Source organism: Pseudomonas lundensis (assembly GCF_002269125.1).
Classification (GTDB): domain Bacteria; phylum Pseudomonadota; class Gammaproteobacteria; order Pseudomonadales; family Pseudomonadaceae; genus Aquipseudomonas; species Aquipseudomonas lundensis_A.
This window is the reverse complement of sequence record NZ_NQKI01000006.1, coordinates 24,503-42,375: the sequence shown is the minus strand read 5'-3', so window position 1 is coordinate 42,375 and position 17,873 is coordinate 24,503. Positions and strand designations below refer to the sequence as shown.

At 57.5% G+C, this 17,873-nt stretch carries 15 protein-coding genes; 11 read left to right on the top strand and 4 right to left on the bottom strand.

Annotated elements, in window-relative coordinates:
* Nucleotides 1–9 precede the first annotated feature (9 nt).
* On the top strand, nucleotides 10–798 hold the full coding sequence (locus CJF39_RS05665; RefSeq protein WP_094992548.1) for a TenA family transcriptional regulator: 789 nt from the start codon (nucleotides 10–12) through the stop codon (nucleotides 796–798).
* A 77-nt stretch (nucleotides 799–875) separates the two neighbouring features.
* Here the strand turns inward: CJF39_RS05665 and CJF39_RS05660 are convergent, their stop codons facing one another.
* From CJF39_RS05660 to CJF39_RS05645, 4 genes are all read right to left on the bottom strand, one after another.
* The gene (locus CJF39_RS05660; RefSeq protein WP_094992547.1) at nucleotides 876–1,616 is read right to left on the bottom strand and encodes a YciK family oxidoreductase; all 741 of its coding nucleotides are present in this window, start codon (nucleotides 1,614–1,616) and stop codon (nucleotides 876–878) included.
* Nucleotides 1,617–1,661: 45 nt separating this feature from the next.
* Nucleotides 1,662–2,333: an N-acetylmuramic acid 6-phosphate phosphatase MupP gene (gene mupP, locus CJF39_RS05655; RefSeq protein ID WP_094992546.1), complete on the bottom strand. Its 672-nt coding sequence runs from the start codon at nucleotides 2,331–2,333 to the stop codon at nucleotides 1,662–1,664.
* Between the two features lie 3 nt (nucleotides 2,334–2,336).
* Nucleotides 2,337–3,035: a bifunctional 2-polyprenyl-6-hydroxyphenol methylase/3-demethylubiquinol 3-O-methyltransferase UbiG gene (gene ubiG, locus CJF39_RS05650; protein ID WP_094992545.1), complete on the bottom strand. Its 699-nt coding sequence runs from the start codon at nucleotides 3,033–3,035 to the stop codon at nucleotides 2,337–2,339.
* A gap of 63 nt (nucleotides 3,036–3,098) precedes the next feature.
* Entirely contained in the window at nucleotides 3,099–4,430 is a 1,332-nt protein-coding gene (locus CJF39_RS05645; protein ID WP_094992544.1) for a TRZ/ATZ family hydrolase, read from the bottom strand.
* A gap of 108 nt (nucleotides 4,431–4,538) precedes the next feature.
* Here CJF39_RS05645 and mtnA point away from each other — a divergent pair, with 108 nt between their 5' ends.
* The 10 genes from mtnA (at nucleotide 4,539) to CJF39_RS05595 (ending at nucleotide 17,658) form a co-directional block, all read left to right on the top strand.
* Nucleotides 4,539–5,615: an S-methyl-5-thioribose-1-phosphate isomerase gene (gene mtnA, locus CJF39_RS05640; protein WP_094992631.1), complete on the top strand. Its 1,077-nt coding sequence runs from the start codon at nucleotides 4,539–4,541 to the stop codon at nucleotides 5,613–5,615.
* A gap of 273 nt (nucleotides 5,616–5,888) precedes the next feature.
* The gene (gene gyrA, locus CJF39_RS05635; protein ID WP_094992543.1) at nucleotides 5,889–8,552 is read left to right on the top strand and encodes a DNA gyrase subunit A; all 2,664 of its coding nucleotides are present in this window, start codon (nucleotides 5,889–5,891) and stop codon (nucleotides 8,550–8,552) included.
* A 149-nt stretch (nucleotides 8,553–8,701) separates the two neighbouring features.
* Nucleotides 8,702–9,787 carry a 3-phosphoserine/phosphohydroxythreonine transaminase gene (gene serC, locus CJF39_RS05630; RefSeq protein ID WP_094992630.1) on the top strand — a complete coding sequence of 362 codons (1,086 nt, stop codon included), beginning with the start codon at nucleotides 8,702–8,704 and terminating at the stop codon, nucleotides 9,785–9,787.
* On the top strand, nucleotides 9,787–10,881 hold the full coding sequence (gene pheA, locus CJF39_RS05625) for a prephenate dehydratase (protein ID WP_047275333.1): 1,095 nt from the start codon (nucleotides 9,787–9,789) through the stop codon (nucleotides 10,879–10,881). Before serC ends, pheA begins: the two co-directional genes overlap by 1 nt.
* 11 nt (nucleotides 10,882–10,892) lie before the next feature.
* Nucleotides 10,893–12,005, top strand: a complete 1,113-nt coding sequence (gene hisC, locus CJF39_RS05620) for a histidinol-phosphate transaminase (RefSeq protein ID WP_094992542.1) — start codon at nucleotides 10,893–10,895, stop codon at nucleotides 12,003–12,005.
* Nucleotides 12,006–12,009: 4 nt separating this feature from the next.
* A complete protein-coding gene (locus tag CJF39_RS05615; RefSeq protein WP_094992629.1) occupies nucleotides 12,010–14,244 on the top strand; it encodes a bifunctional prephenate dehydrogenase/3-phosphoshikimate 1-carboxyvinyltransferase in 2,235 nt (744 codons plus the stop codon).
* A complete protein-coding gene (cmk, locus tag CJF39_RS05610) occupies nucleotides 14,241–14,927 on the top strand; it encodes a (d)CMP kinase (RefSeq protein ID WP_094992541.1) in 687 nt (228 codons plus the stop codon). Before CJF39_RS05615 ends, cmk begins: the two co-directional genes overlap by 4 nt.
* 126 nt (nucleotides 14,928–15,053) lie before the next feature.
* Nucleotides 15,054–16,748 (top strand): 30S ribosomal protein S1, encoded by a 1,695-nt coding sequence (gene rpsA / locus CJF39_RS05605; RefSeq protein ID WP_016780248.1) that lies wholly within the window; start codon nucleotides 15,054–15,056, stop codon nucleotides 16,746–16,748.
* 341 nt (nucleotides 16,749–17,089) lie between these two features.
* A complete protein-coding gene (gene ihfB / locus CJF39_RS05600) occupies nucleotides 17,090–17,398 on the top strand; it encodes an integration host factor subunit beta (RefSeq protein ID WP_094992540.1) in 309 nt (102 codons plus the stop codon).
* Nucleotides 17,399–17,409: 11 nt separating this feature from the next.
* Nucleotides 17,410–17,658, top strand: coding sequence for a lipopolysaccharide assembly protein LapA domain-containing protein (locus tag CJF39_RS05595; protein WP_094992539.1), 249 nt, complete (start codon nucleotides 17,410–17,412; stop codon nucleotides 17,656–17,658).
* Nucleotides 17,659–17,873 lie beyond the last annotated feature (215 nt).

The following is a 17,873-nucleotide window of genomic DNA, read 5'->3' as shown; positions in this document are numbered from 1 at the left end:
AACCCGATTGTGATCGATACATTTGTTCGTACTGGCCCGCTCATGGAAGCCACCAGTTATCCGCAATGGGCTCAGCAGCTGATTCGTGACTGCGCGCCGAGCAAGCGCCGGGTCGTAGAGCATGAAATCTACAAACGCATGCGCGACAACACGATCAACCCCAAAACCATGCGCATGTACCTGATTGGTGGCTGGCCAGTGGTCGAGCAATTTTCGTTGTACATGGGGCACAACCTCGGCAAAACCCGCTATGGCCGCCACCCCGGCGAAGACATGGCCCGTCGTTGGCTGATTCGCAACATTCGCGTTGAACTCAACCATGCCGATTACTGGGTGCATTGGGCGCGGGCCCATGATGTGAGCCTGGACGACATGATTGCCCAGGATATTCCGGCAGAGTTTCAGGCATTGAACGACTGGTGCTGGCACACCTGCACGGCGGACTCGTTGGCGGTGTCGATGGCAGCGACCAACTACGCCATTGAAGGTGCTGTGGGTGAGTGGTCGGCCGTGGTCTGTTCGAGCACGGTGTATGAAGAGTCATTTCCGCAAGAAGGGCGCAAGCGCGCCATGAAGTGGCTAAAAATGCATGCTCAGTACGATGACGAGCATCCATGGGAAGCTCTGGAGATTATTTGCACGCTGGCAGGCTTGAACCCGAGCGAAGCGCTGCAAACTGAGTTGCGCAAAGCGATTTGCAAAAGCTACGACTACAAATACTTGTTTCTGCAAAGCTGCCTGCAATACGAGAAGGCACCTGTGGTGCGCGAGCGGCTGGAGATGGTCGAGGCCACCTAAAGCCCTTTTCCCCGCTTTTAAGGCGTAAAAAAACCGCAAGCTGCATCACGTGCAGCCTGCGGTTTTTTTGTAGGCGCTTACTGCGCGTCGAACGCCTGGCCGTTGATCCCGGTGCTGTCCGGGCCCATCAAGTACAGGTAAACAGGCATGATCGCTTGCGGCAGCGGGTTGTTTTCCGGGTTTTCGCCCGGATACGCCAATGCCCTCATGCTGGTGCGGGTTGCGCCGGGGTTGATGCTGTTGGCGCGAACTGGCGCTACGCCGTCCACTTCGTCGGCCAAGGTCTGCATCAAGCCTTCGGTCGCGAACTTCGACACGCCATAGGCGCCCCAGTAAGCTCGGCCTTTGCGGCCCACACTGCTTGAGGTGAAGATCACCGATGCGTCCTGCGACAGCTTGAGCAGCGGCAGCAGGGTGCTAGTGAGCATGAACATGGCATTGACGTTGACCTGCATGACACGCATGAAGTTCTCGCCCGAGAGCTGTTCCAGCGGCGTACGCGGGCCGATGATTGAGGCGTTGTGCAGCAGGCCGTCGAGGTGGCCGAATTCGTTTTCGATCATGGCCGCCAGTTCGTCGTACTGGTGCGGCAGTGCGGTTTCCAGATTGAACGGGATGACCACGGGTTGCGGATGACCTGCGGCCTCAATCTCGTCGTAAACCTGACTCAGATTGGCCTCGGTTTTACCCAGCAGCAGTACCGTTGCACCATGGGCTGCGTAGGTTTTGGCGGCGGCAGCGCCGATGCCCCGGCCTGCGCCAGTCACCAGAATGACGCGGCCCTGAAGCAGGTCAGGGCGGGCGGAATAATCAAACATAAAAAGCCTCTACGAGAAGATAGGGTCCAAGGCGGCGCTTGCTGCTTAGCAACTGCACATCGCGTTATCCAATACTTTGCGCAAATCGCAGGGGTGATCGACCACGACGTCGGCGCCCCAGTGATCCGGGTTGTCGTCGGGATTGATATAGCCAAAGCGCACAGCGGCGGTCTTGGTGCCTGCATCACGGCCCGACTCGATATCGCGCAGGTCATCACCCACGTACAGAACGCTTGCAGGGTCGAGGCCAAGCATGTTGCAGGCCAGTAATACTGGCTCCGGATCGGGCTTGCTGTTTGTCACGTGGTCGGGGCAGATCAAGACTGCCGAGCGCTCAGCCAGCCCCAGGCGCTTCATGATCGGTTCTGCGAAGCGCACCGGCTTGTTGGTGACGACGCCCCAGACCAGGTGCGCTTTTTCGATATCGGCCAGGAGCTCGGCCATGCCATCGAACAGCCGGGTGTGAACGGCGCACTCTTGCTGATAGCGTTCGAGGAACTCCAGGCGCAGGGCTTCGAACCCCGGGGACTCCGGGTCCATGCTAAACGTCACGGCCACCATGGCGCGTGCGCCCCCGGAGATTTCGTCGCGGATCAGCTTGTCAGCGATAGGTGGCAGGTCACGTTCAGCACGCATTGCCTGACAGATGGCAATAAAATCCGGCGCGGTATCGAGCAGGGTGCCGTCCATGTCAAAAAGAACTGCTCTTAAACGCATGGGTTACTCCTCGCGCAGGGTCTGGATCATGTAGTTGACGTCGACGTCCGATTCCAGCTTGTAGTGCTTGGTCAGCGGGTTGTAGGTCAGGCCGATGATGTCTTTGACGCTCAGTCCGGCTTGACGGCTCCATGCACCCAGCTCGGAAGGGCGGATGAACTTCTTGAAGTCGTGGGTCCCGCGCGGGATCAGCTTCATGATGTATTCGGCGCCAATGATCGCGAACAGGTAGGCTTTAGGGTTGCGGTTGATGGTGGAGAAGAACACTTGGCCGCCGGGTTTGACCAAGCGATGGCAGGCGCGGATGACCGACGCAGGATCTGGCACGTGCTCAAGCATTTCAAGGCAGGTCACCACGTCGAATTGCCCCGGCATTTCTTCAGCCAGTGCTTCAGCGGTGATCTGGCGGTAATCCACTTCCACACCGGATTCCAGTTGATGCAGGCGGGCAACGGCCAGTGGCGCTTCGCCCATGTCGATGCCCGTCACCTGTGCCCCGCGTTGGGCCATGGATTCGCTGAGAATGCCGCCGCCGCAGCCGACGTCGAGCACTTTTTTGCCGGCCAGTTGCACCCGTTCGTCAATCCAGTTGACGCGCAGCGGATTGATGTCATGCAGCGGCTTGAATTCGCTTTCGCGGTCCCACCAGCGATGGGCAAGCGCTTCGAATTTGGCGATCTCGGCGTGGTCAACGTTGCTCATGGGTAAATCCTCTAAAACTGAAAAATCCGGGTAATGCGGCGGGCTTGCGCCCACGCGTTGGAATCAATGGGCCTGGCTGGCGATGCGCTCGCCCCAGGCTTTGGCGGTGCTGACCAACTGTTGCTCGTCCAGGCGGGTCAGGCGTCGGTCTTCGACCAGCTGTTTACCGCCTACCCACAGGTGTTGCACGCAATCACGGCCTGTGGCGTAGATCAGTTGCGACACGGGATCGTAGACCGGCTGCTGGGCGAGCCCGCTCAGGTCAAAGGCCACTATGTCTGCATATTTACCGATTTCAATGGAGCCGATATCGCTTTCCAGGCCCAAGGCGCGGGCGCCGTTGAGGGTGGCCATGCGCAAGGCGCGGTGGGCGTCCAGCGCCGTGGCCGAACCTGCAACTGCCTTGGCCAATAAGGCGGCAGTACGGGTTTCGCCCAATACGTCGAGGTCATTGTTGCTGGCTGCGCCATCCGTGCCAACGGCCACATTCACCCCGGCCTGCCATAAGCGCTCGACCGGGCAGAAGCCGCTGGCCAGTTTCAGGTTTGACTCGGGGCAGTGAATCACGCTGGAGTTGCTTTCTACCAGCATCGCCAGGTCGTCATCGCTGATCTGGGTCATGTGAACGGCCTGGAAGCGCGGGCCCAGCAGGCCCAGTCGGGACAAGCGGGCCAGTGGGCGCTCGCCGTTATGCTCAAGCGCCTGATGCACTTCAAATGCCGTTTCGTGCAGGTGCATATGAATCGCCGCGTCCAGCTCATCGGCCACAACGCGGATTTTTTCCAGGTTCTCGTCGCTGACCGTGTAGGGCGCATGGGGCCCAAAAGCGATCTTGATGCGCGGATGAAATTTAAGGTCGCCAAACAGCTCGACCGCCTGGCGCAACGATTCATCCGCCGTGCTGGCGCCGGGGATCGGGAAATCGAGGATTGGAATGGCCACCTGCGCCCGAATACCGCTTTCGTGAACCCGGTCGCACGCGATCTTGGGGTAAAAGTACATGTCACTGAAGCAGGTGATGCCGCCTTTTAGCTGCTCGGCAATCGCAAGGTCGGTGCCGTCGCGCACGAAGGCTTCGTCGACCCATTTGCCTTCTGCGGGCCAGATATGGTCTTGCAGCCAGGTCATGAGAGGCAGGTCATCGGACATGCCGCGAAACAGCGTCATCGCCGCATGCCCGTGCGCGTTAATCAGCCCCGGGCAGAGCAGCATGTCTGGCAGCTCGCGGGTTTCATGCGCGGTGTGTTTCAAGGCCGCGGCGCGCGGGCCAATGAACACGATGCGTCCGTCACGGATCCCCACGCCGTGGTCCTTGAGTACGACGCCGGCGGGTTCGACAGGCACCAACCAGGTTGGCAACAGTAATAAGTCGAGGGGCGCAGTAGCAATCGGCATCGAAAAGGGTGTCCAGTGCTTTATAAAAAGGAGGCGAAGTATACCCGAGCGTCTTGCAAGAGGGCTCGCTATAATCGGCGGCTTTGTTTCTGGGTGATGGGGGAAGGCATGCGCGATCGACTGCTGGCGGCGGAAAAGGTGAAGGCCATCGACTGGCGGGGCGAGGCCCTGTATCTGCTGGATCAGCGCATTTTGCCGTTTGAGGAAAGCTGGCTGGCCTACACCAGCGCCGAAGGTGTCGCACAGGCCATTCGTGACATGGTGGTGCGTGGTGCGCCGGCGATTGGTATTGCGGCAGGTTACGGCGTGGTGCTCGCTGCACGCACGCGCAAGGCCGCTGGCGGTGACTGGGTGGCAGCACTGGAGGCCGATTTTATGCTGCTGGCCGATTCGCGGCCGACGGCGGTCAACTTATTCTGGGCGCTCAACCGCATGCGCGAGCGTCTGGCCCGTGTGCAGCATCGCGAGAATGCCCTGCAGGCCCTCGAAGATGAAGCCCTGGCCATTCATGAGAGTGATCGCGAAGCCAACCTGACGATGGCGCAGCTGGGTGTTGATGTGATTCGTCGTCATCAAGGCAACGCCCAGGCAGTGTTGACTCACTGCAATACCGGTGCGCTGGCGACCGGTGGGTTTGGGACGGCGCTGGGCGTGATTCGTGCTGCGTTCCTGGAAGGCATGATTGAACAGGTCTATGCCGATGAAACCCGGCCGTGGCTGCAAGGTTCACGCCTGACCGCCTGGGAATTGGCCAATGAAGGTATTCCAGTGACGCTGAATGCGGATTCGGCTGCGGCTCACATCATGAAAACCAAAGGGGTGACCTGGGTGATTGTGGGTGCAGATCGCATTACGGCCAATGGCGATGTGGCGAACAAAATCGGTACTTACCAGTTGGCAGTCAATGCCATGCACCATGGTGTGCGGTTTATGGTGGTCGCGCCCAGCTCGACCATTGACATGGAAATGGACAGCGGCGAGGCCATTCCGATCGAAGAGCGTGAGGGGGATGAACTGCTGAGTGTGGGCGGTAAGCGGGTTGGTGCCCACGTCCAGGCGTTCAATCCGGTATTTGACGTTACCCCTGCGGACCTGATCGATGTGATCGTGACTGAAAAGGGCATTGTCGAACGTCCGGATGCCGCCAAAATGGCTCAGCTAATGTGCCGCAAGCGGCTGCATTAAGACGCTCTCGGCTCCCCAGAGCGCGTTTGAGCCGATAATTGGTGCACTTACTGTGTGGCATGCGCATCTGGGGGATAGGTGCGTGGCGGCGATTGTGATAACATCCGGCGGTTTCCAGGGTGCCCCGCAGGGGTTGCCCTTAATGCGCAAATCCGTGTCATAACTCGTTGATTTGTCGTAAGTCGTTGCTTGGCACGTGGCCAGCATCGGCGAGCTTCGTTCGTCCCGAATGGATGTGGCGAAGTTTCACCCGAAAAAGGAATCAGGCTTCTCATGGGCGAACTGGCCAAAGAAATCCTCCCGGTCAATATCGAAGACGAGCTGAAACAGTCCTACCTCGACTACGCAATGAGCGTAATTGTCGGGCGGGCACTGCCTGATGCACGCGATGGCTTGAAGCCCGTGCACCGGCGTGTGCTGTTTGCAATGAGCGAACTGAACAACGACTGGAACAAGCCGTACAAGAAATCTGCCCGTGTGGTCGGTGACGTAATCGGTAAGTATCACCCGCATGGTGATACTGCGGTTTACGACACCATCGTTCGAATGGCTCAGCCATTCTCCCTGCGCTACCTGCTGGTAGACGGTCAGGGTAACTTCGGTTCGGTCGACGGCGATAACGCTGCGGCCATGCGATACACCGAAGTGCGCATGACCAAGTTGGCCCACGAGCTGCTGGCCGACTTGCACAAAGAGACCGTGGACTGGGTGCCGAACTACGACGGCACGGAAATGATCCCGGCGGTCATGCCCACCCGTATTCCGAACTTGCTGGTCAACGGCTCCAGCGGTATTGCCGTGGGCATGGCCACCAACATTCCGCCGCACAACCTGGGTGAAGTAATCGACGGCTGCCTGGCGCTGATCGATAACCCTGAGCTGAGCGTCGATGAGTTGATGCAGTTCATTCCGGGCCCGGACTTCCCGACAGCGGCCATCATTAACGGTCGTGCCGGCATCATCGAAGCCTATCGCACCGGTCGTGGCCGTATTTATATGCGTGCCCGCTCGATCATCGAAGACATCGACAAGGTCGGTGGTCGTCAGCAGATCGTGATCACCGAGCTGCCTTACCAGTTGAACAAGGCGCGTCTGATCGAAAAGATCGCCGAACTGGTCAAAGAGAAAAAGCTCGAAGGCATCACCGAGCTGCGCGACGAGTCCGACAAAGACGGTATGCGTGTCGTGATCGAGCTGCGTCGCGGTGAGGTTCCGGAAGTCATCCTCAACAACCTGTATGCCCAGACTCAGCTGCAAAGCGTGTTCGGCATCAACATCGTGGCCCTGATCGACGGTCGTCCGCGCATCCTGAACCTCAAGGATCTGCTGGAAGCCTTCGTGCGTCACCGCCGCGAAGTCGTCACTCGCCGCACCGTATTCGAGCTGCGTAAAGCCCGCGAACGCGGTCACATCCTTGAAGGCCAGGCGGTAGCACTGTCCAACATCGATCCTGTGATTGCCCTGATCAAGGCCTCGCCAACGCCGTCGGAAGCCAAGGAAGCGCTGATCAGCACCCCTTGGGAGTCCACCGCTGTGGTGGCCATGGTCGAGCGCGCCGGTGCCGACTCCTGCCGTCCAGAGAACCTGGACCCGCAATACGGTCTGCGTGATGGCAAGTACTTCCTGTCGCCAGAGCAGGCTCAGGCCATTCTTGAATTGCGCCTGCACCGCCTGACCGGCCTTGAGCACGAGAAGCTGCTGGCCGAATATCAGGAAATCCTGAACCAGATCGGCGAGCTGATCCGTATCCTCAACAGCGCTGTGCGATTGATGGAAGTGATTCGCGAAGAGCTGGAAGTGATCCGCGCCGAATACGGTGATGTGCGCCGTACCGAAATCCTCGATGCCCGCCTCGACCTGACGCTGGGTGACATGATTCCGGAAGAAGAGCGCGTGGTGACCATTTCCCATGGTGGTTACGCCAAGACCCAACCACTGGCTGCGTACCAGGCTCAGCGCCGTGGCGGCAAGGGTAAGTCGGCTACTGGCGTCAAGGATGAGGACTATATCGCTCACCTGCTGGTAGCCAACAGCCACACAACGTTGTTGCTGTTCTCCAGCAAAGGCAAGGTGTACTGGCTCAAGACTTATGAAATTCCTGAGGCTTCCCGCGCAGCCCGTGGTCGTCCGCTGGTTAATCTGTTGCCGCTGGATGATGGCGAATACATCACCACCATGCTGCCGGTCGAGCAATACACGGAAGGTCACTTCATCTTCATGGCCACTGCCAACGGCACTGTGAAGAAAACCCCTCTGGAAGCCTTCAGCCGCCAGCGCAGCGTCGGCTTGATCGCCCTGGAACTGGATGAAGGCGATGTGCTGATCAGTGCTGCGATCACGGATGGCGAGCGCGAAGTCATGCTGTTCTCCGATGGCGGCAAGGTCACGCGCTTCAAAGAGTCTGACGTGCGCGCCATGGGCCGTACGGCACGCGGTGTTCGCGGCATGCGTCTGCCAGAAGGTCAAAAGCTGATTTCGATGCTGATTCCTGAAGAAGGCAGCCAGATCCTCACCGCTTCGGCGCGTGGTTATGGCAAGCGCACGCCGATCAGCGAGTTCCCTGAATACAAGCGTGGCGGACAGGGTGTAATTGCCATGGTCAGCAATGAGCGTAATGGCCGTTTGGTCGGTGCGGTTCAGGTGCTGGATGGTGAAGAGATCATGCTGATTTCCGATCAGGGCACGCTGGTGCGCACCCGTGTCGATGAAGTATCGAGCTTGGGGCGTAACACACAGGGCGTTACCTTGATCAAGCTGGCAAGCGATGAAACGCTGGTTGGGCTTGAGCGGGTTCAGGAGCCTTCTGAAGTTGAAGGCGAAGAGCTCGAAGGTGAGGGCGAAGGCGGTCTCGAGGCCGAAGGCGAGGTCCTGCGCGATGGCGCTGACGACGAGCAACCGCTAGAGGCTGCCGCTGACGAAGAAGCACCGCAAGAATAAGCGGACACACAGGGGGCGGATGAGAATTCGCCCCCTTGTTGTTTGTCCCGTATGAAAAATCGGCACCCCCGTGGGCGCGGTCTCGCGTTTAACCGCAGTGCCGAGTACCGATTTATTGCATGACCCACCAAATCAGAGCGAGAGTGGATGTGAGCAAACGAGCCTATAACTTCTGCGCAGGACCCGCTGCGCTTCCTGAAGCTGTCCTGTTGCGTGCCCAGTCCGAGTTGCTCGACTGGCATGGCAAAGGCCTGTCAGTTATGGAAATGAGCCATCGCAGCGATGAGTTCGTGTCCATTGCCACCAAGGCTGAGCAGGACCTGCGTGACCTGCTGTCTATTCCCTCGGACTACAAAGTGTTGTTTCTGCAGGGTGGCGCGAGTCAGCAATTTGCTCAGATCCCGCTTAACCTGCTGCCGGAAAATGGCAAGGCCGATTACATCGACACGGGTATCTGGTCCCAAAAAGCCATTGAAGAAGCATCGCGCTTTGGTGCGGTCAATGTGGCTGCCACGGCCAAGCCGTACGACTACTTTGCGATTCCGGGTCAGAACGAATGGAATCTGAACAAAGACGCGGCCTATGTGCATTACGCGCCGAACGAGACGATTGGTGGCCTGGAGTTTGACTGGATTCCGGAAACGGGTGACGTGCCGCTGGTGGCCGACATGTCCTCTGACATCCTGTCGCGTCCGGTGGACGTGTCGCGTTTCGGCATGATTTACGCAGGGGCACAGAAAAACATCGGGCCGAGCGGTATCGTGGTCAACATCATTCGGGAAGATTTGCTGGGGCGTGCACGCTCAATCTGCCCGACCATGCTCGATTACAAGGTCGCGGCCGACAATGGCTCGATGTACAACACGCCACCGACGCTGGCATGGTACTTGTCCGGCCTGGTGTTCGAGTGGCTGAAAGAGCAGGGCGGGGTGGAAGCCATTGGCAAGCGTAATGAAGTGAAAAAACGTACGCTTTACGACTTCATTGATGCCAGCGGTCTGTACAGCAACCCGATCAACAAAACCGACCGCTCCTGGATGAACGTTCCGTTCCGTCTGGCCGATGACCGTCTCGACAAGCCGTTCCTGGCGGGTGCCGAGGCGCGTGGCCTGTTGAACCTCAAGGGGCATCGTTCGGTGGGGGGGATGCGGGCTTCGATCTACAACGCAGTGGACATCAACGCCGTCAATGCGCTGGTGGACTACATGGCAGCGTTCGAAAAGGAACACGGCTAATGTCCGAACAGGAACTCAAAGCCTTGCGTTTGCGCATTGATAGCCTGGACGAAAAGGTCCTGGAGTTGATCAGTGAGCGCGCGCGCTGCGCACAAGAGGTCGCGCGGGTAAAAATGGGCTCGCTGGCGGAGGGCGAGGTGCCGGTGTTTTATCGGCCCGAGCGCGAGGCTCAGGTGCTCAAGCGGGTGATGGAGCGCAACAAGGGGCCGCTGGGTAACGAAGAGATGGCGCGCTTGTTCCGCGAAATCATGTCGTCGTGCCTGGCGTTGGAGCAGCCTCTGAAGGTGGCTTATCTGGGGCCGGAAGGCACCTTTACGCAAGCTGCCGCGATGAAGCACTTCGGTCATGCCGTCATCAGCAAGCCAATGGCTGCAATCGATGAGGTGTTTCGTGAAGTGGCGGCCGGAGCAGTGAATTTTGGTGTGGTGCCGGTGGAAAACTCCACCGAAGGTGCTGTTAACCACACGCTCGACAGCTTCCTTGAGCACGATATGGTGATTTGCGGCGAGGTCGAGTTGCGCATTCACCATCACTTGCTGGTGGGCGAGAACACCAAGACCGATAGCATCAGCCGCATTTATTCCCACGCCCAGTCGCTGGCCCAGTGCCGCAAGTGGCTGGACGCGCATTACCCGAATGTCGAGCGTATTGCCGTATCGAGCAACGCCGAAGCGGCCAAGCGTGTGAAAGGTGAGTGGAACTCGGCAGCCATTGCTGGTGATATGGCAGCGGGCCTCTATGGCCTGACGCGACTGGCCGAAAAGATTGAAGACCGTCCGGACAACTCCACGCGGTTCTTGATGATCGGTAATCAGGAAGTGCCGCCGACCGGTGATGATAAAACATCGATCATTGTGTCCATGAGTAACCGTCCGGGTGCGCTGCATGAGTTGCTGGTGCCGTTCCATGAAAACGGCATCGACCTCACGCGCATCGAGACGCGTCCTTCGCGCAGTGGTAAATGGACTTACGTTTTCTTCATTGATTTTGCGGGTCACCACCGAGATCCGCTGGTCAAAAGTGTGCTGGAACAGATCAGTCAGGAAGCAGTTGCACTCAAAGTGTTGGGTTCCTACCCGAAAGCGGTTCTTTAAGGCGATTTCTCATGAGTGGTGATTTTCTCGCCCTGGCATTGCCGGGCGTGCAACAACTTTCGCCTTACGTCCCGGGCAAGCCTGTGGATGAGCTGGCGCGTGAGCTGGGGATTAATCCGGACACGATCGTCAAGTTGGCGAGTAACGAAAACCCGTTGGGTCCGAGCCCTAAAGCGTTGGCGGCTATTGGCGATGCGCTGGCAGAGCTGACGCGTTATCCCGATGGCAACGGTTTTGCCTTAAAGACCCTGCTGGCAGAGCAATGTGGCGTCGAGCTGGATCAGGTGACGCTGGGTAACGGTTCCAATGACATTCTGGAGCTGGTAGCGCGCGCCTATCTGGCGCCGGGCCTGAATGCCGTCTTCAGTGAGCATGCGTTTGCGGTGTATCCGATTGTCACGCAGGCTGTGGGTGCACAAGCCCGTGTGGTGCCTGCAAAAGCGTGGGGTCATGATCTGCCTGCCATGTTGGCTGCCATAGATGAATCCACGCGAGTGGTGTTTATCGCCAACCCGAACAACCCGACTGGAACCTGGTTCGATGCAAATGCGTTGAATGAGTTTTTGCAGGATGTTCCGCAGCGTGTGCTGGTTGTGCTGGATGAGGCCTACATCGAATACGCGGATGGTGGCGATTTGCCGGATGGCCTGGAGTTTCTGTCTGCTTATCCGAATCTGCTGGTATCGCGTACCTTCTCCAAAGCTTACGGTCTGGCAGCATTGCGTGTGGGCTACAGCCTGTCGGCGGCAGTCGTGGCAGATGTGCTGAACCGCGTGCGGCAGCCATTCAATGTCAACAGCCTGGCGTTGGCGGCTGCTTGTGCTGCGCTCAAAGATATCGAGTATCTGGCACAAAGCCGGCGTCTGAACGAGGCCGGTATGCAGCAGTTGCAAGAGGGTTTTAGTGCGCTCGGCCTGAGCTGGATCCCGTCCAAAGGCAATTTCATTGCGCTGGATGTAGGGCAGGAAGCTGCCCCTGTGTATCAAGGCCTGCTGCAGGAGGGGGTGATTGTGCGTCCCGTCGCCAATTACGGCATGCCGAACCACCTGCGCATCACCGTGGGGCTACCCACTGAAAACGCCCGCTTGCTTGAAGCATTGTGCAGGGTTCTTGCTCGTGGTTGATGTCATGTCCAGGCATTCTGTCAAGCCGTTAGTGGGCCGATTGGTGGTCGTCGGGTTGGGGCTCATCGGTGGTTCATTTGCCAAGGGGCTGCGTGAAAGCGGGTTGTGCGCGGAAGTGGTGGGCGTCGATCTTGATGCTGCATCCCGTGCCCTGGCTGTCGATCTGGGCGTGGTGGACCGCTGCGAGGCGGATCTGGCAGTAGCATGCCGCGGGGCTGATGTGATTCAGTTGGCGGTGCCGATCCTGGCCATGGAGAAAATGCTCGTTCAGTTGGCGGGCATGGAACTGGGGCAGGCCATCCTGACGGACGTCGGCAGCGCCAAAGGCAACGTAGTGCGCGCAGCAGCTCAAGCGTTTGGTGGTGTGCCGCCACGCTTTGTGCCCGGGCATCCGATTGCGGGCTCCGAACAAAGCGGGGTAGAGGCATCAAATGCCCGTCTGTTCGAGCGGCACAAAGTCATTTTGACGCCGTTAACCGACACGGACCCCGACGCGCTCAGGGTGGTGGATGCGATGTGGCGTGCCCTCGGGGCTGACGTCGAGCACATGCAGGTTGAGCGTCACGATGAAGTCCTCGCGGCGACGAGTCATTTGCCACACTTGCTGGCATTTGGTTTGGTGGATTCACTGGCCAAACGCAACGAGAATCTGGATATTTTTCGCTACGCTGCGGGTGGCTTTCGCGATTTCACAAGGATCGCGGGCAGCGACCCGGTGATGTGGCATGACATTTTCCTCGCCAATCGCGAGGCGGTTCTGCGCACATTGGATACATTTCGCACAGACCTCGACGCCTTGCGCGACGCGGTCGATGCAGGGGACGGGCATCAGTTATTGGGCGTGTTCACGCGCGCCCGTGTTGCTCGCGAGCATTTCGGTAAAATCCTGGCCCGCCGGGCATATGTGGACCCTATGAATACGAATGATCTGATTTTCCTGGCAAAACCTGGTGGACACGCAACTGGCCGCATCCGTGTGCCGGGCGACAAGTCCATTTCTCACCGCTCGATCATGCTCGGCTCGTTGGCTGAAGGCACGACCGAGGTAGAGGGATTCCTTGAAGGCGAAGATGCGCTGGCAACGTTGCAGGCTTTTCGTGACATGGGTGTGGTCATTGAGGGGCCGCATCAGGGGCGCGTGACGATTCACGGTGTTGGCCTGCACGGCCTGAAAGCGCCTCCGGGGCCGATTTATCTGGGCAATTCCGGGACATCCATGCGCTTGTTGTCGGGTTTGTTGGCAGCGCAACCGTTTGATACCACCCTGACCGGTGATGCCTCGCTGACCAAGCGCCCAATGAATCGTGTGGCCAATCCATTGCGTGAAATGGGTGCCGTCATTGAAACCGCCGCCGAAGGACGTCCTCCGATGACCATTCGAGGCGGCCATGCGCTAAAAGGCATGAATTACACCCTGCCGATGGCAAGTGCACAGGTTAAATCCTGCCTGCTGCTGGCTGGTTTGTACGCTGAAGGCAAGACCTCGGTGACTGAGCCTGCGCCAACCCGTGACCATACCGAGCGCATGCTGCGTGGCTTCGGCTATCCGGTCACTGTCAACGGTGCCACTGCTTCTGTTGAGTCGGGCCATAAGCTGACTGCGACACACATTGAAGTGCCGGGTGATATCTCGTCCTCTGCGTTTTTTCTGGTTGCTGCTTCGATTGCTGAAGGTTCCGACCTGGTGCTGGAACATGTCGGAATCAACCCGACCCGTACCGGTGTCATCGACATTCTGCGTTTGATGGGGGCCGATATTACCCTTGAAAACCAGCGTGAAGTCGGAGGCGAGCCCGTTGCAGATCTGCATGTGCGTGCCGCGAAGCTTAAAGGTATCGACATTCCGCAAGCGCTGGTGCCGCTGGCAATTGACGAGTTCCCGGTGTTGTTTGTGGCGGCTGCGGTAGCTGAAGGTCGTACGGTGTTGCGTGGCGCGGAAGAGTTGCGCGTCAAGGAGTCAGACCGTATTCAGGTGATGGCAGATGGCTTGCTGGCACTGGGCGTGAAATGCGAGACGACCCCGGACGGCATCATTATCGACGGTGGCTCGATAGGCGGTGGCGAAGTCCATGGCCATGGTGATCATCGTATTTCGATGGCGTTCAGCGTGGCGTCCTTGCGTGCCTCTGCGCCGATTCGCATCCATGACTGTGCAAACGTTGCGACGTCGTTCCCCAACTTCCTTGCGCTGTGCAAGCAGGTCGGTATGAATGTCGCAGTAGAAGAGGCAGTGTCGTGAACCAATCGCCCCCGGTTATCACCATTGACGGTCCTAGCGGTTCGGGTAAGGGCACGGTAGCAGGGCGTCTGGCCAGAGAGTTGGGCTGGAAACTGCTGGATTCCGGTGCCTTGTATCGTCTGTTGGCGCTTGCGGCCCGCAATCATGCTGTCAAGCTGGATGACGAAAAGTTGCTGAAAATGTTGGCGACACATTTGGATGTGCAGTTCGTCGGAGCGACAGAAGGTAGTCTGGCCAGGATTATTCTGGAAGGCACTGATGTCACTGGGGATATTCGCGATGAGTACGTAGCGGCAGATGCGTCGACTGTCGCGGCGTTGCCCGCTGTTCGTGAAGCTTTGCTGCAACGTCAGCGAGATTTTCAGGAATTTCCCGGGCTGGTTGCGGACGGCCGTGACATGGGAACGGTCGTTTTTCCGGGCGCTCCGCTGAAGATTTTCCTCACCGCCAGCGCTGAAGAGAGAGCCCGGCGGCGCTACTTGCAGTTGAAGGCAAAGGGCGATGATGTTAGTCTCCCGGGTCTGCTTGCCGAGATACGTGCGCGCGATGAGCGCGATACGCAGCGTGCAATAGCCCCGCTCAAGCCGGCGGCTGATGCCATACAGCTTGACTCTACGGAGTTGTCTGTTGAGCAGGTGCTTGACCGCATCAAAAGTGAAATCGCACTGCGCGGTATCGCTTGATGACCAAGAAAGCATGCAGGAGACCAGAAATAGTCCTGCATGCCTTCTTTTATATGAACGTAACCCACATTGTCTGGAATGTGGCAGATGGGCGTATTCCTTCGCCCTTATTCAACAGGAATTAAAATGAGCGAAAGCTTTGCAGAACTCTTTGAAGAAAGCCTAAAAACCCTGAATCTTCAGGCTGGCTCGATCATCACCGCGATCATCGTTGATATCGACTACCAAGCTGGTTGGGTTACCGTTCACGCTGGTTTGAAGTCTGAAGGCCTCATCCCGCTGGAGCAGTTCCACAACGACGCTGGCGAACTGAACATCAACATCGGTGATGAAGTTCACGTTGCGCTGGACGCGGTAGAAGACGGCTTTGGCGAAACCAAACTGTCCCGTGAAAAAGCCAAGCGCGCTGAATGCTGGATCGTTCTGGAAGCAGCCTTCGCAGCAGAAGAAGTGGTCAAGGGCGTTATCAACGGTAAGGTTAAAGGCGGCTTCACTGTCGACGTTAACGGCATCCGTGCGTTCCTGCCAGGTTCTCTGGTTGACGTTCGTCCAGTGCGCGACACCACGCACCTGGAAGGTAAAGAACTGGAATTCAAGGTCATCAAACTTGACCAGAAGCGCAACAACGTTGTTGTTTCGCGTCGCAGCGTACTGGAAGCAGAGAACTCGGCAGAGCGTGAAGCGCTGCTGGAATCCCTGCAAGAAGGTCAGCAAGTTAAAGGTATCGTTAAAAACCTCACCGACTACGGCGCATTCGTGGATCTGGGTGGCGTTGACGGCCTGCTGCACATCACCGACATGGCGTGGAAGCGTATCAAGCATCCTTCCGAAATCGTCAATGTTGGCGACGAGATCGACGTCAAGGTTCTGAAGTACGATCGCGAACGCAATCGTGTTTCCCTGGGCCTCAAGCAACTGGGCGAAGATCCATGGGTTGCTATCAAAGCCCGTTACCCAGAAAGCACTCGCGTTACCGCTCGTGTAACCAACCTGACCGACTACGGCTGCTTCGCTGAGCTGGAAGAGGGCGTTGAAGGTCTGGTACACGTTTCCGAAATGGACTGGACCAACAAAAACATCCACCCTTCGAAAGTCGTACAAGTCGGCGACGAAGTGGAAGTTATGGTCCTGGACATCGACGAAGAGCGTCGTCGTATCTCCCTGGGCATCAAGCAGTGCAAATCTAACCCATGGGAAGATTTCTCTGGCCAGTTCAACAAGGGCGATAAAATCTCCGGCACCATCAAGTCGATCACCGATTTCGGTATCTTCATTGGTCTGGACGGCGGCATCGACGGTCTGGTTCACCTGTCCGACATCTCCTGGAACGAAGTTGGCGAAGAAGCCGTACGTCGTTTCAAGAAGGGCGACGAGCTGGACACCGTTATCCTGTCTGTTGATCCAGAGCGTGAGCGCATCTCCCTGGGTATCAAGCAGCTGGAAAGCGATCCGTTCTCCGAGTACGTACAAGAGAACGACAAAGGCGCAATCGTTAAGGGCATCGTGAAAGAAGTTGACGCTAAAGGCGCCATCATCACTCTGGCCAACGATATCGAAGCGACTCTGAAAGCCTCCGAAATCAGCCGTGACCGCGTTGAAGACGCGCGCAACGTTCTGAAAGAAGGCGAAGAAGTAGAAGCCAAGATCATCAGCGTTGATCGTAAGAGCCGCGTAATCCAACTCTCCATCAAGTCGAAAGATGATGCTGAAGAGAAAGAAGCAATCCAGAGCCTGCGCGACAAGCCAGCGACCTCTGACATTGCTGCTGGTCCGACCACTCTGGGCGACCTGCTGCGTGCACAAATGGAAAAGCAGAACTAAGTTCTGATTGACCATTAAAAAGGGCGACTTCGGTCGCCCTTTTTTGTGCGCGATGGAGTCTCTTGGCTTTACAGCCTCAATCCCTTGCTCTTGTAGTCACTCATGCGCTCGAGCGTGACTGGGTGGGGCTCTGCGTGCCCATGCAAATCCCACCCCTGCGGGCCTGCTGATCATCGAGTTACTTGCAGCGTACTTGCGTCTATCTTTATGAGTCGCGTGTGCCTAAAAGTTCCCCTTCAATATTTCTTTCGATAAGTCAATCCCTGGGCTGTTCAAAGTCACTTGATCATGCTAAAACCTTTCAAGCGCTGATCTAGCTGCTTGAAAAAGAAGGGAAAAATATGACGAAGTCGGAGTTGATCGAACGAATTGTCACCCATCAAGGGCTACTCTCATCCAAAGATGTGGAGCTGGCCATCAAGACCATGCTTGAACAAATGTCACAGTCCCTGGCGACCGGAGATCGAATAGAGATCCGAGGTTTTGGCAGTTTTTCGCTGCACTATCGTGCACCGCGTGTTGGCCGAAACCCAAAAACCGGGCAGTCCGTCAGCCTTGACGGCAAATTCGTACCTCACTTCAAGCCGGGCAAGGAATTGCGTGATCGGGTCAATGAGGACGAGGAAGATGGCTTTAACCCTGAAGAGTAAAGGAGCTGCTCATGCGTGCTATTAAGCGCACAGCCGTCGTGGTGGTGTCTCTGCTGATTTTCTTTGGCGTGATTATTTTCATCCTTGAAAACCAAGAGGCGACATCGCTGACGTTTTTGGGCTGGCATACACCATCATTGCCAGCCTCTGTGTTTTTCGTAGGGGCATTACTGGTGGGTTTAGCAATTGGGCCGCTATTAGGGTTGCTTGCCTACTGGCGAAAATCGGCTGGTTTGAAGCGTCGTATGCATATTGGCTGACGGCGGATGTAGGGGCGAATGCAAGAATTAAGTGTTCGCGCCCAACGAGAGTGAGTTTGCAGTATGCGTGAGGTCAGGCCTTGCTGCGTAGGTTCTGTCTCAGGAAAAGTCCTGCACACCGTCAACCCTTGTATTGTTTGGTAATACTGGCAGAATGCGTTCTGTTCTCGGTTGCCAGCTATTTTTTGTGCTTCATCAGGCGCGCAGTGATGCCA

Bases quoted from the DNA above. Each gene is read 5' to 3' on its own strand.
- CJF39_RS05660 (WP_094992547.1), bottom strand. From the start codon at position 1,616: ATGTTTGATTATTCCGCCCGCCCTGACCTGCTTCAGGGCCGCGTCATT.
- mupP (WP_094992546.1), bottom strand. From the start codon at position 2,333: ATGCGTTTAAGAGCAGTTCTTTTTGACATGGACGGCACCCTGCTCGAT.
- ubiG (WP_094992545.1), bottom strand. From the start codon at position 3,035: ATGAGCAACGTTGACCACGCCGAGATCGCCAAATTCGAAGCGCTTGCC.
- CJF39_RS05645 (WP_094992544.1), bottom strand. From the start codon at position 4,430: ATGCCGATTGCTACTGCGCCCCTCGACTTATTACTGTTGCCAACCTGG.
- mtnA (WP_094992631.1), top strand. From the start codon at position 4,539: ATGCGCGATCGACTGCTGGCGGCGGAAAAGGTGAAGGCCATCGACTGG.
- gyrA (WP_094992543.1), top strand. From the start codon at position 5,889: ATGGGCGAACTGGCCAAAGAAATCCTCCCGGTCAATATCGAAGACGAG.
- pheA (WP_047275333.1), top strand. From the start codon at position 9,787: ATGTCCGAACAGGAACTCAAAGCCTTGCGTTTGCGCATTGATAGCCTG.
- hisC (WP_094992542.1), top strand. From the start codon at position 10,893: ATGAGTGGTGATTTTCTCGCCCTGGCATTGCCGGGCGTGCAACAACTT.
- CJF39_RS05615 (WP_094992629.1), top strand. From the start codon at position 12,010: ATGTCCAGGCATTCTGTCAAGCCGTTAGTGGGCCGATTGGTGGTCGTC.
- rpsA (WP_016780248.1), top strand. From the start codon at position 15,054: ATGAGCGAAAGCTTTGCAGAACTCTTTGAAGAAAGCCTAAAAACCCTG.
- ihfB (WP_094992540.1), top strand. From the start codon at position 17,090: ATGACGAAGTCGGAGTTGATCGAACGAATTGTCACCCATCAAGGGCTA.
- CJF39_RS05595 (WP_094992539.1), top strand. From the start codon at position 17,410: ATGCGTGCTATTAAGCGCACAGCCGTCGTGGTGGTGTCTCTGCTGATT.